This window comes from Micromonospora sp. NPDC048930, assembly GCF_043197935.1.
Classification (GTDB): domain Bacteria; phylum Actinomycetota; class Actinomycetes; order Mycobacteriales; family Micromonosporaceae; genus Micromonospora.
In genome coordinates, this window is record NZ_JBICUB010000019.1 from 90,230 (window position 1) to 104,016 (window position 13,787).

Annotated in this window: 15 protein-coding genes; 5 read left to right on the forward strand and 10 right to left on the reverse strand. The window is 69.3% G+C overall.

Annotated elements, in window-relative coordinates; translation table 11 throughout:
• The first annotated feature begins 38 nt into the window (after positions 1-38).
• Positions 39-1,058, forward strand: coding sequence for a hypothetical protein (locus ACGFI9_RS32650; RefSeq protein WP_393184164.1), 1,020 nt, complete (start codon positions 39-41; stop codon positions 1,056-1,058).
• A gap of 142 nt (positions 1,059-1,200) precedes the next feature.
• Here the strand turns inward: ACGFI9_RS32650 and tnpA are convergent, their stop codons facing one another.
• On the reverse strand, positions 1,201-1,632 hold the full coding sequence (gene tnpA, locus ACGFI9_RS32655; protein ID WP_393175170.1) for an IS200/IS605 family transposase: 432 nt from the start codon (positions 1,630-1,632) through the stop codon (positions 1,201-1,203).
• Positions 1,633-1,655: 23 nt separating this feature from the next.
• Here tnpA and ACGFI9_RS32660 point away from each other — a divergent pair, with 23 nt between their 5' ends.
• Positions 1,656-2,804, forward strand: a complete 1,149-nt coding sequence (locus tag ACGFI9_RS32660; RefSeq protein ID WP_393184166.1) for an RNA-guided endonuclease InsQ/TnpB family protein — start codon at positions 1,656-1,658, stop codon at positions 2,802-2,804.
• A 43-nt stretch (positions 2,805-2,847) separates the two neighbouring features.
• Here the strand turns inward: ACGFI9_RS32660 and ACGFI9_RS32665 are convergent, their stop codons facing one another.
• The 5 genes from ACGFI9_RS32665 to ACGFI9_RS32685 all read right to left on the reverse strand — a co-directional run bounded on the left by ACGFI9_RS32665 (position 2,848) and on the right by ACGFI9_RS32685 (position 7,820).
• The gene (locus ACGFI9_RS32665) at positions 2,848-3,144 is read right to left on the reverse strand and encodes a hypothetical protein (RefSeq protein ID WP_393184168.1); all 297 of its coding nucleotides are present in this window, start codon (positions 3,142-3,144) and stop codon (positions 2,848-2,850) included.
• Positions 3,145-3,219: 75 nt separating this feature from the next.
• Positions 3,220-4,674, reverse strand: coding sequence for a DNA-3-methyladenine glycosylase 2 family protein (locus ACGFI9_RS32670; RefSeq protein WP_393184170.1), 1,455 nt, complete (start codon positions 4,672-4,674; stop codon positions 3,220-3,222).
• Positions 4,671-5,939, reverse strand: a complete 1,269-nt coding sequence (locus tag ACGFI9_RS32675) for an MFS transporter (RefSeq protein WP_393184172.1) — start codon at positions 5,937-5,939, stop codon at positions 4,671-4,673. The genes ACGFI9_RS32670 and ACGFI9_RS32675 overlap by 4 nt, the downstream gene beginning before the upstream one ends.
• Before the next feature lie 253 nt (positions 5,940-6,192).
• A complete protein-coding gene (locus ACGFI9_RS32680; protein ID WP_393184174.1) occupies positions 6,193-6,843 on the reverse strand; it encodes a LysE family translocator in 651 nt (216 codons plus the stop codon).
• 68 nt (positions 6,844-6,911) lie between these two features.
• Entirely contained in the window at positions 6,912-7,820 is a 909-nt protein-coding gene (locus ACGFI9_RS32685) for a DMT family transporter (protein WP_393184176.1), read from the reverse strand.
• A 101-nt stretch (positions 7,821-7,921) separates the two neighbouring features.
• On the opposite strand from ACGFI9_RS32685, the gene ACGFI9_RS32690 reads away from it, so the two are divergent.
• Positions 7,922-8,836: a LysR family transcriptional regulator gene (locus ACGFI9_RS32690; protein ID WP_393184178.1), complete on the forward strand. Its 915-nt coding sequence runs from the start codon at positions 7,922-7,924 to the stop codon at positions 8,834-8,836.
• A gap of 289 nt (positions 8,837-9,125) precedes the next feature.
• On the opposite strand, the gene ACGFI9_RS32695 is transcribed toward ACGFI9_RS32690, so the two are convergent.
• From ACGFI9_RS32695 to ACGFI9_RS32710, 4 genes are all read right to left on the reverse strand, one after another.
• Complete coding sequence (locus ACGFI9_RS32695) at positions 9,126-9,608, reverse strand: MarR family winged helix-turn-helix transcriptional regulator (protein WP_393184180.1); 483 nt, start codon at positions 9,606-9,608, stop codon at positions 9,126-9,128.
• Positions 9,605-10,873 carry an FAD-dependent oxidoreductase gene (locus ACGFI9_RS32700; protein WP_393184182.1) on the reverse strand — a complete coding sequence of 423 codons (1,269 nt, stop codon included), beginning with the start codon at positions 10,871-10,873 and terminating at the stop codon, positions 9,605-9,607. The genes ACGFI9_RS32695 and ACGFI9_RS32700 overlap by 4 nt, the downstream gene beginning before the upstream one ends.
• An 82-nt stretch (positions 10,874-10,955) precedes the next feature.
• Complete coding sequence (locus ACGFI9_RS32705) at positions 10,956-11,297, reverse strand: siderophore-interacting protein (RefSeq protein WP_393184184.1); 342 nt, start codon at positions 11,295-11,297, stop codon at positions 10,956-10,958.
• A gap of 166 nt (positions 11,298-11,463) precedes the next feature.
• Positions 11,464-12,489 (reverse strand): sigma-70 family RNA polymerase sigma factor, encoded by a 1,026-nt coding sequence (locus ACGFI9_RS32710; RefSeq protein WP_393184186.1) that lies wholly within the window; start codon positions 12,487-12,489, stop codon positions 11,464-11,466.
• Between the two features lie 254 nt (positions 12,490-12,743).
• Between ACGFI9_RS32710 and ACGFI9_RS32715 the strand changes: the two genes are divergently transcribed.
• Together ACGFI9_RS32715 and ACGFI9_RS32720 are read left to right on the forward strand one after the other, a co-directional pair.
• The gene (locus ACGFI9_RS32715) at positions 12,744-13,499 is read left to right on the forward strand and encodes an SDR family oxidoreductase (RefSeq protein WP_393184188.1); all 756 of its coding nucleotides are present in this window, start codon (positions 12,744-12,746) and stop codon (positions 13,497-13,499) included.
• Positions 13,500-13,544: 45 nt separating this feature from the next.
• Complete coding sequence (locus ACGFI9_RS32720) at positions 13,545-13,781, forward strand: hypothetical protein (protein WP_393184189.1); 237 nt, start codon at positions 13,545-13,547, stop codon at positions 13,779-13,781.
• The last annotated feature ends 6 nt before the right edge of the window (positions 13,782-13,787 follow it).

Below are 13,787 nucleotides of genomic sequence, written 5' to 3' on the forward strand. Positions count from 1 at the left end.
ACATGCTCAACAAAAGCAGAATTGCTGGGAGATCCTTGGTGGCGACCGTAGCGGCTGCGGCGCTCGTGGCGGTGGGGTTCGCGGTGCCCGCGCCGGCTGGCGCGGCGGTCACCAGGGCGCAGCTGGCGCTGCGCTGGGCGCCGATCCACTACCAGGACGTCGACGTCACCGGCAGCCATGCGCTCGGTGGCAGGTCCGACTACATCACCAAGATCGACTTCGATGGCGATCTCAATGGGCGCAACAACTGGGACCGTGCCGGCCAGACGGGCGTCTCGTTCGCCGCGCACGCCTACTACTCGGTGCTGGAGACGAGCACGCACTGGTACATCACGTACCTGTTCTTCCATCCTCGGGACTGGACGGACAGCTTCTTCGATACCGAACACGAGAACGACGGCGAGGGCGTGCTGCTCGCGATCCAGCGGGACGGCTCCACGTACGGGGTGCTGCGCTCCGCGGTCACCGTTGCGCACACGAACTTCTTCTCGTACACCCCGTCCGGGAGCACCTGGACGAGTGGCCGGGAAAGCGTCGACGGCACCCTGCAACTCCAGGCGTCGCCACACGACGCGTTCCTGCATCCGGTGACCGCGCAGGAGGCGAAGGGTCACGGCCTGAAGGCGTACCCGCAGTACAACATCGTCGGCGACGGCATCGTGTACTACCCGTCGACCGTGGCGGAGACGCCGAGCAGCGGCGACGACCGCAACGTGCGGTACAAGCTCATTGACATCTTCGCCAGTGACGGCCTGTGGGCGCAGCGGGCCAACACCAGCCTGTTCGCGAACCTCGGCACCTTCGCCGGTGACGACTCCGGCGACTGTGGCGTGGGTACGCTCGACTGCTCGATCAACTCGGCCAACGCGCCGTGGGGCTGGGACGACGGCGACGACCTGCCCGCCCGGGGCCAGATCGCCACCGATCCGGCGAAGCTGTCCGTCGAGTACTTCACGATCCCGGGCAGCCTGTCTCGGACGTACACCTACAACCCGTACGCGGGCGCGGCGGCGGCCCTGGCGGCCGCGGCGAAGACGGCGCCACCCGTCGTCGACTGACGCGTCGCGGGCCGGCTTTGCTCGGCAATCAGTTCCCGGCAGCAGCCCATGCCGCACTGACGTGAGATGCCGCGGCCGTGGGCCGGGTTATCAACGTGATCTAGCGAGGAATCCCGGTCCTTCAGGGCCGGGAGGAATCGCGTCACGCGCCTGGACGTTTTTGGCTTTCGATGTATTCGCGGATGACGGTGAGGGGCGCTCCGCCGCATGATCCGGCGAAGTACGACGGTGACCACAGGTGGCCGTGCATGATGTGCCGGTTGATCCGGCCGGTGAACTCCTGCCGCAGGTAGTGCGCGGACACGCCCTTGAGTCGGTTGACCAGGGTCGAGATCGGCAGTTTCGGCGGGTAGTGGACGAGCAGGTGAACGTGGTCGTCTTCGCCGTTGAACTCCCGCAGTTGCGCGCCGAGTTTGTCGCACACGTCGGCCATGATCTGTCCACACCGGGTGAGCATGGCGTCGTTGAACACGTCCCGCCGGTACTTGGTGACGAAGACAAGATGAACGTGCAGGTTGTAGACGAGACTACGACCACGGCGAACGTCCGGGTCTGGAGTCCATCGTGGTGACATAGACGAGACGGTACACTGTGGACGTGAAGATCGTGGTGCAGGTTCGGCTGTACCCGGACGTCGCCCAGGAGGCGGCGCTTCGGGCGACGCTGGACATGTGCAACGAGGCCGCGAACCTTGCCTCGGCTGAGGCATTCCAGCGACGGGTCTACGCGAAGCAAGCGCTTCAGCGGCTCACCTACGGCCGCCTGAAGGCGATGGGCCTGTCGGCCCAGCCGGCGATCCACGTTGCCCGCAAGGTTGCCGGTGCGTACGCCACCCTGAAAGCCAACATCCGTGCCGGCAATCTCGGCCAGGCGGGGTCGAAACGCCGCCGCAAGGCCGAGTCGAAGCCGATCGGGTTCCGCCGCGACGCCGCGCAACCGTTCGACGACCGCTGCCTGTCATGGCAGATGCAGACCCGCACAATCTCCATCTGGACTACGGCGGGCCGACAAGCCGGCATCCGCTTCGGCTGCTCAGAGCAGCAGTACGCCACCCTGGTGGCGCACCGGCGGGGCGAGTCCGACCTGGTGTGCCGCGACGGCAAGTGGTTCCTGTACGCCACGTGCGACATCCCTGATGTCGAGGTGAAAGAGCCTGACGGGTTCCTCGGTGTTGACCTGGGCATCGCGAACATCGCCACCACCAACGACGGCACCCGACACAGCGGCAAGGGCCTGAACCGGGTGCGCCACCGTAACCAGCGGCTGCGGGCCAAACTCCAGCGCATCGGCACCAAATCGGCCAAGCGGCTCCTGAAGGCCCGCCGCCGTAAGGAAGCCCGATTCGCGGCCGACATCAACCATCGCATCGCCAAGCAGATCGTGACCGAGGCCGAACGCACCGGACGCGGTATCGCCCTGGAAAACCTCACGGGCATCCGCGACCGGGTACGGCTCCGACGGCCCCAGCGGGTCACCCTGCATTCGTGGGCGTTCCACCAACTCGGCCAGTTCATCGCCTACAAAGCGACCCGGGCCGGGATAGCTCTCGTTCACGTGGATCCGGCGTACACCTCGCAGGGCTGCTCCACCTGCGGGCACATCGCCAAAGCCAACCGCCCCAACCAGTCCACCTTCCGATGCACGTCGTGTGGCTTCGCTGAGCACGCCGACGTGAACGCAGCCCGCAACATCGCCACACGCGGTGCTACGGACTGGGCAGCAGTCAGCCTGCCGAACGCGGCGTGACCGATGCAGCCAGCACCGACCACGATCTGCAAGCTCGGCCCCTTCAGGGCCGAGAAGCTGACTGAACGTCGCGCACCGCGAGTAGCTCCACGGCGGCGCCGGACGATTCCAGCAGCGGTGTGGCGGTGTGGCGCCGAGGATCTGCCCGGTACGCGGTGAAGTCCTCCTCGGTGGGAAACGAGACCAGGTGAGCTTCGACCCGATCGTCGAGGCTGCGTAGACGTCGTTCCAGACGGCCTCCGTGCTCGGCAAGGAGCGGAAGAACAGCCCTCTCGTAGGAGTCGAAGGCGTCCAGACCCGCGTCAGGCAGCCGCGCGATCATCAAGAACGTGACGGTCATGGGGTCACCTCGTAGCGCTCTAGGTCTATTGGTGTCAGCAGAGGGTGTGTGTGGCCGGCAGCCCCACTCCACCGCCTATGGCCGCGAGTCCGCCTGTCGGGAAACGATCGACCGGGCTCGCCAGAGTAGGTGGGCCCCGTAGCCGCGCCACGGCCGCCATCGGTCGGCGCGCCGGGTGAGGCCGGCTGGGTCGGCTGGCAGCTCGTGCGCCCTGGCCGCCGTGAGCAGGCCGGGGTCGGCGACGGGAAAGGCGTCCGGATCGCCGAGCGCGTGCAGCATGAGGCATTCGACCTGGGCGGGCGCGAGACCGGGTACGGCGAGCAGGCCGCAGCGGATCGCCGCTCGCTCCGCACCCTCGTCCAGGCACAGCTCGCCGGTGGCCAGGCGCTGCGCCAGCTCCCGCACCGTGCTTGCCCGTTTCGGGGGCAGCGCGACGTCAGCGGCGGCGATGACTGCGGGGTTCGGAAACGTGTGGGTCAGTCCGCGGTCGGGACTGGGCAGCCGCTCGCCGAATGCTGCGGCCACGGTCTCCGCGTGCGAGCCGAGCACGGTACGCAGCACGGTCTCCGCACCGTCCACGGGGCCCGGTAGTCGCAGACCGGGCACCGCTCTGGTCAGCGGCGCGAGGGCTGGGTCGGCGGCCAGCACGGGCAGGTAGCTCCCCGGGTCGGCGTCCAGATCGAGCAGGCGTCGGCAGCGGGCCACGGCGGCGCCCAGGTCGGCCACCGATCGCAGCCGGAACGTCGCGTGCACGTGGTCGGGTGCTGGGCGCAGCGTTACGGTGCCGGGTCCGCCGGGTAGCCGGAGGGCCCGACGGTATGCGCCGTCGGCGTACTCCTCGATGCCGGGCAGCGCGCGGGTCGCCAGCCATGCCACCACCCCGCCCGGGTCGTACGGTGGCCGGACGGCCAGCCGCAGCGTGAGGCCGGCGCCTGGACGTGGGTGGCCGCGCCGGCGCGCAACCGCGCGCAGCTGCGACGGCGTGGCGTCGAAGACCTCGCGGAGCGTGTCGTTGAACTGCCGGATGCTGGCGAAGCCGGCAGCGAAGGCGACCTCGCCGAACGGCATAGTGGTGGTCTCGACGAGCAGTCGCGCCTGGTACGCCCGCTGGGAGCGCGCCAGTGCGAGCGGCGGTGCACCGACCGCGTCGACCAACAGGCGGTGCAGGTGCCGGACGCTGACCGCGAGTTGTCGCGCCAGGCCGGGTACACCTTCGCGGTCGACGACACCGTCGGCGATCAGTCGCATCGCCCGACCGACGATGTCGGCCCGGGTGTTCCACTCCGGTGATCCGGGCACCGCATCCGGGCGGCAGCGCTTGCAGGCGCGCAGCCCGGCGAGTTGAGCAGCGGCGGCGGTGCGGTAGAAGGTGACGTTGGCCCGCTTGGGGCAGACCGGGGACGGGCAGCTCGGCCGGCAGTAGATCCCGGTGGTGCGGACGCCGACGAGGAACCAGCCGTCGAAACGCGGATCGCGGCTTTCTGTGGCCTGGTAGCAGCGCTCGAATTCGAGGTCCGTCTCGGCGATCATGCCTGATCCCCGGCGGCGACCCTGCCGGGTGCGAGTGTCCTGCCGCCGGGGGCGCGGAGGTGCGCGCCGGCGGCGGTCAGGTCCCGGGCGAAGGCGAGGGCGGGCACCGCCATGAGCGCGCAGATCGCCAGCACCGTGGCGGTAACGCCGTCTCGCAGCGTCAGCGCAGCCAGCCCCGCACCCAGCGGCGGGGTGGCCTGCATCAGCGTCCGCAGCAACGCGAACAACCGACCATGCACGCCGGCCGGGGCGGCAGCCATCCGCAGCGTCTGCGCCCAAGTAGTCATCGCCGCCGCGCAGCCACCCAGCCCGGCCAGGCCCGCCACGGCAACCCACGGGGACGGCACCAGCACGGCCAGCACGGCCACCGAGGCAACCAGCGACGCCAACACCACCGAGCGCGTCAACGACACCCGCCGCGACCCGCGCACCAGAAGCAGCGCGGCAAGCAACTCGCCACCGGTCACGGCAGCCACCAGATAGCCGTACCCGCCGGCGCCGAGCCCGTACTCGATCGCCCGCTGCGGCAACACCACCAGCAGGGCACCCTCGCCAATGTTGAACAACGCGAACATGACCGTGGTGTCGCGCAGCACCGGCTCGCGGGCCATCAGCCGCAGCACCGGCCCCAGCCCGCCGCCACGTCGTGACACCGTGGCTGGCCGGGTGACCGCCCGCGCCGGCCTGGCGCCTGTTCGCGTGCCGAGCAGGCACAGCGCGAAGATCACGTAGCTCAGTGCGTCGAAGGCCACCACGTACCCAGGCCCGACCATCGCCACCGCAATTCCTGCACCCACCGCCCCGACGAGGCCGGCGATCCCGAAGCTCGCCGACTCCAAGGCGTTGGCGGCCATCAGCTGCCCTGGCGGCACCAGCTCGGGAATCAGCGCCGGGAACCCGGCCAGGCTGGTCATCTTCAGCAGCCCGTACGCCCCAGCGACCAGGTACAACTGGCCAGAGGTCAACCCGCCCCACACTGCGGCCAACGGCACCGTGCCGAACACCGCCGCCCGCAGCAGGCTGTCCCCGACCAGCAACCACCGGCGGTCGTAGCGGTCCAGGGCCCAGCCGGCGATCAGGCCACCGACTGCCACCGGCGCCGTGTACAACACGGCGAGCGTCGCCACGCCACCGTGCGCCAACCCCAACGCGTACGCCACCAACGCGACCCAACTCGCCGCGTCTCCTGCCGCTGACACGGTGGCCCCGATCCATACCCGACGAAACGCGGCGTTGCGCAGCGGGGACTCCCTCTCCTCGATCACCCGTCCATGCTCAAGCCGGCCGCCGGCCAAACGCTGGCGGAAATCGGCCAGCTCGGTCCAGCCGGCACACGTCCTCGCCCGAACGATCGCAAAGGTGCCGTCTTCGCCGAAGACCGCGGCGCCGGGCATGAATGCGATCTCCACCGTGACCGGCATCTGTGCTCGCCGGCCCGGTCATTGGAGGGGATTGTTCGTGGACGGACCTGCACTACGGTTCGTTCGGCCTCTGCCCACTGGCATTGATGAAGGTTGGTTACCGGGTCTCAGCTGCCAGGCGTAGGCCGAGGGCGATGAGAACCGTTCCACTGACCGCATCGAGCCGACGGCGGACCGCTGGCCGGCGGAACCACGCGCCAGCACGCCCCACTACTGCGGCCAGCGTGAGATACAGGGCGATCTCGACAACGACCTGAAGCAGGGCGAGAAGCGCAGTCGTGGCGAACAAGGGCCGGTCTGCGGGTACGAACTGCGGATAGAACGCGATCATGAACGCGGCGGCCTTGGGATTCGCCAGCATCACCACCCCGCCCTCACCGAACGCCTTCGACCAGCCGCGCGCAGAAGTCGATGGTGTGCTGTCGTTGCCTTCCAGGCCCGTGTCGGCCCTGCGGCTGCACCACGCCGTTCGCCATGCCTTCACCCCCAGATACAGCAGGAAGCCTGCGCCGACGACGCGGAGCACGATGAAGGCAACCTCCGAGGCCGCGACCAGGGCGGCCAGACCGGCGGCGGCGAACAACGCCCAGAGGTAGAGACCGGCCTCCAGGCCAAGCACCGTCGGTACGGCGGCGGAAAAGCCCTTCAGGGCGGCGCGGCGCATGATCAACGCCATCGCTGGACCTGGTGACGCGGAGATCAGCACGACTGCGGCGACAAAGGCGGGCAGCGTGGCAACAAGGTCCATAGCGGGCATCCTTCCTACGTAACTGTCGAGTTGTTTGCTTGTTGGTCTAGTGCTGTGAGCGGGCGTCGTCATGGCGGGCTGGTCGGGTCAAAACTGGCGGATGGAGTCCGCGGTCCCGCGCCGGTGGCGGCACCCACGGCTGTGCCCGTGCCCGCCCGACGGCTGATCATGGCGCCGACGAGGACGACCACGCCGCCGAGCAGCGCCGCAGGAGGGATGCTCTCGCCGAGGACGACGAAGCCGATGCCGATGGCCATTACCGGTACCAGGTACAGGGAGGTGGCAGCCGCGGCCACCGATAGGCGCGCCTGGGCGTAGGCCCAGGTTACGAAGCCGAGGGCGCTGGGAGCGATGCCCAGGAAAAGTAGGGCCAGGACGGCGTCGCCGGAGGCCTGCGGGGCCTGGCGAACCAGAGCAGGAACCAGCGGCAGGGACAGCACGGTGCCCGACCACACCACGTAACAGGTCAGTTCCAGCCCTCGGTAACGGATGAGTAGGGGCTTCTGAAGCACGAAGAACAATGCCTGGGCGACGGCCGCGCCGAGGACAAGCAGCACGTCCTTGCTGGGCGTGAATCCGTCACCTTCGGCCACGGCGATGACCGTGGCGCCGGTGAATCCCAGCGCCAGAGCGATGACGCCGCGCTGGTGCAGGCGCTCACGCAGCAGGATGAAGGCGAGCACGGAGGCAACGATCGGCGCGCTGTTGACCAACAGGCTTGCGCTGCCAGCCGGCACGCTGCGTTCGCCGGCGTTGAGCAGGATCTGGTAGGCCGTCATGCCGGTCAGGGCACAGCCGAAGATGCGGGCCAGATCGGAGCGGGCAGGTCGGCGTACGCCCAGCAGCGGGGCGATCACCGCCAGCATCAGCGACGCCACTGTCAGGCGCCCCACCGACAGGCCAGCCACGCCGAAGTCGGGCAGGGCTACCCGGATGGCCACGAACGCCGACGCCCACAGGGCCACGGTGACGCCCACTGCAACACCGACTCGTCGATCACCGACCATGCCGCTACCTTGCCGAGGCAGAGCCATAAGCGCCATTAACAAGACTTCGAGCTATCTTGTAGCGTTGCTTTATGCTCGACGTTCGTCGCCTGCGGGTCCTACTGGCCGTGGCCGAGCATGGTGGTGTCGCCGCCGCCGCGCGGGCCCTGACGTTCACCCCGCCGGCGGTGTCGCAGCACCTCGCCGCGCTCGAACGCCAAGTCGGCGTGCCGCTGGTCGACCGCAGCGGCCGCACCGCCCGGCTGACCGCGACCGGTCACCGCCTGGCCGGACATGCCCGTCAGGTGCTTGCCGCACTGGAGGCCGCTGAAGCCGACGTGGTGACCAGCGGTGACAACCCGCGCGGCAACCTCACCATCGGCACGATTCCCACTCTCGGCGCCACGTTGATGCCTGCCGTGCTGGCCACGTTGCGCGTCACCGCGCCAGAGGTGGATCTGCGCATCGAACAGTGCGAACCGGAGGAGAGCCTGCCTGCCCTGACCCGCGGCGAGCTCGACCTTGTCCTGGCCGGTGAATATGGCCTCGCGCCGCACCGGCGGCCGGTACACCAAGACCGCATCGACCTGTTCACCGAGCCGCTCCTGGCCGCCGTCGCCGCCGACCACCATCTCACCGGGCCCGACGTCGATCTCGCTGACCTGCGCGACGAACGCTGGATCGCTCCGGCCGCCGGAAGCTCCTGCGAAGCGATCCTGCAGCGCTCCTGCGCCCTGGCCGGCTACGAGCCCCACGTGGTGGCACACTGCGGCGACTTCGCCGTGGCCGCCGCCCTCGCCGCGGCTGGCCACGGCGTAACCCTGCTCCCCAGCATCGCCACACCCACCACAACCGGGCACCACAGCCCGATCAGGCTGCTACGCGTCCGCCAGCCTCAGATCCACCGCACCCTGTACGCCGCCATCCGCCACGGCACCCGCCAACACCCTCTGATCAGCTGTCTCCTCGACACGTTGACCAGCAACACCCGACAGTTGCGGCGCTGACCCCGTGGCGATTGTCTGAGTGACGCTCGGGCCTGAGGCGCTCCCACGCCGACCCTCACCCGCGTTCGCCAGCGTCGCAGCGGCCTGCGGGCCCGGCTCCGTCGTCCGCTCACCGGACCGGTCTTCCGCCCACGGCCAGGTCCGAAACGCCTACCCTCGCTGGAATATGGGCCGGCAAACGAACCGTGAACCGGATCACGACCGCCACTCACCCGCGCGGCCCTCAAGGAGTCCGGCCGGTCGCTGCTGGTCGTGACGAGCCTGGCGGCGTCGAGGAGGGACCCGTCGTCTACGGGCTCTCGTCGTTGTTGAGGGTGGCGAGCTGGGCCCGGTAGACGGCGCTCATCTCATCGTAGTGTCGCGTGAGCAGCCGGATCTCCTCCGTGCTGTGGCGGCTGAGAACCTCGCTGATGGCGTTCCCGTACGAGGCGTAGAGCCGGACTCCGCCCTCGACTCGCTCGGGTACGAGGGTGACGATGACCCGTCGCCGGTCGGCCGGGTCGCGCTCCGCGGTGACGTAGCCGGCCCGTTCCAGGCGACGGATCATGCTGGTGATCGCCCCGGTGGTGAGGTTGGTCTGCTCGGCAAGTTGCCCGGCGGTGGCCGCACCGGTGTCCATGAGGAAGTCCAGGCATTCCATGTCGGTGACGGTGAGGCCGAGCCGCGCGGCGGCGGCGTGCCGGAACATGACGGACAGCCGGGAGGATTCCCGTCCGGCCCGCATGAATTCGATGACCGCCTGCTCCCGTGCTAGGGCGTCGGTGTCGTTCACGCCGTGATTATGGACGCTTCCGGCACAGTGACCCGGTGCAGGCTGGGCAGCAGGCGCGTCATCACCATTCTCTGGACCCGTCCGCTTCCGGTGAGCCGGCGCATCATCCCGGCGGCGGTGTCGACCGCCTTGAACGCGTAGCCCGGCATTTCGGTCTGGTAGGCGGCGATTGCGGATTCCACCGATTCGCCGTGAAGGTGGGCGTCCACGAGATTGCCGCCGAGCAGTGCGGCGTCGCGTAGCGCGGTGTTGCCCCCGTGTGCGCCGAAGGGTGGCATGGCATGGATCGCGTCGCCGACGACCGTCGCCCGAGGCAGTGGCCAGGTGCCCGGGCGCTGACCGATGGCGAAGGTGCTCAGGATCGTGGTGTCGTCCTCGGCGCTCTCGATCAACCGATGGACCAGCGGGTGGTAACCCGAGGCCAGTCGCGCCGCCAACTCCCGCAGGCGCTGCGGGTCCGTACGCACGTCGAGAGGTGCCTCCTGCTGGCGCAGGACGAGACCCCACATCACGTAGTCGTCATCGGCGGGCGCGGGGCGGCCCGGCGCCAGCCGCTGGAACGCTTGTTGCGGTGCCTGCCTGAACCGCATGGTCGTGAAGAAGAACGCCCGGCCCGGCTCGTCCCCGAGCGCCAGCACACCGCTGTTGTCCAACACCTCCGGCAGCACGCTGCGACCGGCCTGGAGCAGCGGGGTGCGCCCGTAGATACCGGCCATCCCGCTGTCCAGGGGATCGGCGCCCGGCGCGATGTGTCGCCGCAACGCCGACCCGATCCCGTCGGCGGCGACCACGACGGACGCGGTCGCCGAGCTGCCGTCGGCGAACCGCAGCTCCATCTGGTCCGCGTTTCCGCGCGCCACCCCGACGGCGGCCTTGCCGTAGTGGACCCGCTCGTCCAACCCGATGAGGAGGATCGACCGCAACATCTGGCGGTCCATCTGGCGCTCACCGTCTTCCGTGGGCTTGAAGGTCAGGCTGAAAGCGTCGCGCAACCGGCTGTTGGTGAATCGGAAGGACCCGCCAGGTTCGCCGCCTGCGGCCAGGGTCAGCTCGTACAGGTGGTCGGGCAGGCTGGCGCGCAACGCGCCGATGCCGTCGGCGTCGACGGTGATCCGGTAGCCCTGCCTCCGTACGAACGGCCCGGGATCGCCCTCGTAGACGTGCACGTCGATGCCCGCTCGCACCAGCCGCTGCGCCAGGCACAGTCCGGCCAGCCCAGCTCCGGCGACAGCGACGGTGACGCCCTGCGTGTCCAGTGAAGTCATGTCGTTACCTTAATCGTTAAGATAACGCTCCGCAATAGACCAGGCCGATCAACAGCAACCGGTACTGCCGACAATGGGCTTGTCAGTGGTGATGCCAGCCGCAGAGCTTTGCCGGGCTGAGCACGATCCAGAGCATGGTGATCTTCGTGCCGGCCGCCTGGACGGCGACCACCGCGATGGCTTGGCCGCCGCGGCGCAGCGCCAGCCCGGCGCGGCCGTTGACGGCCTCGATGGTCAGTTCGGTGCCTGGTTGGCCGCACAGCAGGACCGAGACGAGTTGGGCAACGTCCTGCGCACCATGGATGGAACCCGCTGCGGTGGGCAGCCGCTCACCGCCGTCGCACACGGCGATGGCATCGGCGTCCAAGGCGGCCCGGAGCGCGACGACCTCTCCGAGCTTGCAGGCCTCGGCGAACCTGCGCACGGCATCGTCATGCCGGCCGACGAGGCGCGAAGCGGACCGGCCACTGCGCGGGCGGCCCCACCGAACCGGCCACCACCTCGGAAAGAAACGCACGCATACGGCCCTCTGTTCTTCTTGCAGTCGCCAGTTATGACCGGATGGCACGCCGGCTTGTGACATCGGCGGGTCAGGCCGGGGTGGACACCGCTCTGTTCTTCTCGGGGTTCATCATCCAGAGCACCTGATCGATACCCTCGGTCGAGGCGCTGACCGTGAGCACCGCCGCCACTTCGCCGTCGCGTCGCAGCACGGCGGACGTCTGGCCGTTCGTGTCCGCCCACTGCACGTCCAGGCCGTCCCAGAACCAGGTGATCGCGTTCAGGAACTTCGTCACGCGCACCACCCCCACCAGCAGCCGGCGGGCGACGCCCAACGCACCGTTGCCGTCGGCGAGGTTGGTGACGTCCGCCGCGAGGAGCCGCTCCAACGCGGTCACGTCCCCGGAGCGGGCCGCCGTGATGAAGGTGGTCAGCAGCTCCCGCTGCGCCGCCGCGCTCACCGGCGTACGCCGCTCACTCGCGATGCCTCGGCGTGCCCGGCTGACCAGCTGGCGCACCGCGGGTTCGGTCGACTGCAGGATGTCGGCGATCTGTGCGTACGGGTAGTCGAACGCCTCCCGCAGGACATACGCGGCGCGTTCGTTGGGCGTGAGCTTCTCCATCAGCAGCAGGGCCGCGAACTCCAGGGCCTCGCCGCGCTCGGCCCCCAGGTACGGGTCCGCGCTCGTGTCGACGGGTTCCGGCAGCCACGGCCCGATGTACGTCTCGCGCCGCACCCGCGCCGACTGCAGTGCGTTGATGGCCAGCCGGGTCGTCGTCGTAGCCAGGAACGCGGCCGGGTTGACCACAGCGCCGCGGTCAGCGGTCTGCCACCGCAGCCACACCTCCTGCACCAGATCCTCGGCCTCGGTGGCGCTGCTGAGCATGCGATACGCGATCCCGAACAGGCGTGGCCGCACGCTCATGAAGATCGCCGCCGCCTCCTCAAGATCATCCGCGCTGGCCGGCTCGTGACTCACACCGGAATCCGCCACCGCTTGCCCCTGTCTGATCGCCGCGGCTGCCTGCCGCGGAGCCAATGGTGGGTCGACCAGGCCCCAATTGCCAACGGTCGGACCGCGGCAAGTGATGTACGCGACCCCGTGTCCTGTCACAGATTTCGCGGCTGCGCTGTCTCGGCTGAATCGGCCGCAGCCGGCACCCTGGCCGCGACGACCAGGACCCCGGCCGTCTGCACCATGGTCAGCAGCGGTAGGCGATGTCGTCGGTGTCGTACGACGACACCCGCGCGCCCGGGGATCCGCCTCGTGGAAGACGTATCGCCGGAGCTGTCACAGGCCGGAGGGCTGTCCTGTCTTAGCTGACGACCGGATGGCGACCGATGCCCCGGCCAACAGGAAGGCTCGTCATGAAGATCGTGGTAATCGGCGGTACCGGCCTCATCGGATCGAAGCTCGTGAAGAGGCTCGGCGAGCACGGCCATGAGGCGGTGGCGGCGTCACCGAACACCGGCGTCAACACCCTCACCGGCGAGGGCCTGGCCGAGGCGTTGGCCGGCGCGTCCGTGGTGATCGACGTGTCGAACTCCCCGTCCTTCGAGGACGCCGCGGTGCTGGAGTTCTTCGAGACCTCCACGCGCAATCTGCTCGCGGCGGAGCAGGCGGCCGGTGTGGGCCACCACGTCGCGCTGTCGGTGGTGGGGACCGAGAGGTTGCCGGAGAGCGGCTACTTCCGGGCGAAGATCGCTCAGGAGAAGCTGATCGAGAGTTCCTCGATCCCGTTCTCGATCGTGCACGCGACGCAGTTCTTCGAGTTCGTCCCGGCCATCGCCGCTGCCGCGACGGACGGCGGCACGGTCGCGATGGCGCCCGTGCTCTTCCAGCCGATCGCCGGCGACGAGGTGGCCCAGGCGGTCGGGCGGGTGGCGGTGGGGTCGCCGTTGAACGGGCGGGTCGAGGTTGCCGGGCCCGAGCAGTTCCGGATGGACGAGTTCTTCCGGAACGCCCTGGCTGCTTCGGGCGATACGCGTGAGGTGGCCACCGACCCGCACGCCCGCTACTTCGGCGCCGAGTTGAGCGAGCGGACGCTGGTGCCGGGTGATGGCGCGATTCTCGGTGAGATCAAGTACGCCGACTGGGCGGGCCGGACCGCCTCCGGCAAGTAGCGCGCCGGCCGGGCCGGCATCCACCCACTGACGTACGGAGGACAGATGAGCACGCCTACCGGAGACAACTCACTGCACGAGCTCGAGTCCGTGGTCGAGGCGGAACTGGCCATGGCCGAGTCGAGCGACCCTGCGGACGCCGCCGAGCTGCCGGTCACCGAGTGGCTGTTCGATCCGGCCGACGCCCAGCGCGACGAGGTCGGGCTCCGCAGCCTGCTCGGCGCGGTCGAGGCGCTGGAAGGCGACGCCCCGCTTGGCGATGCCATGGACGGACGTGCCTGAGACACC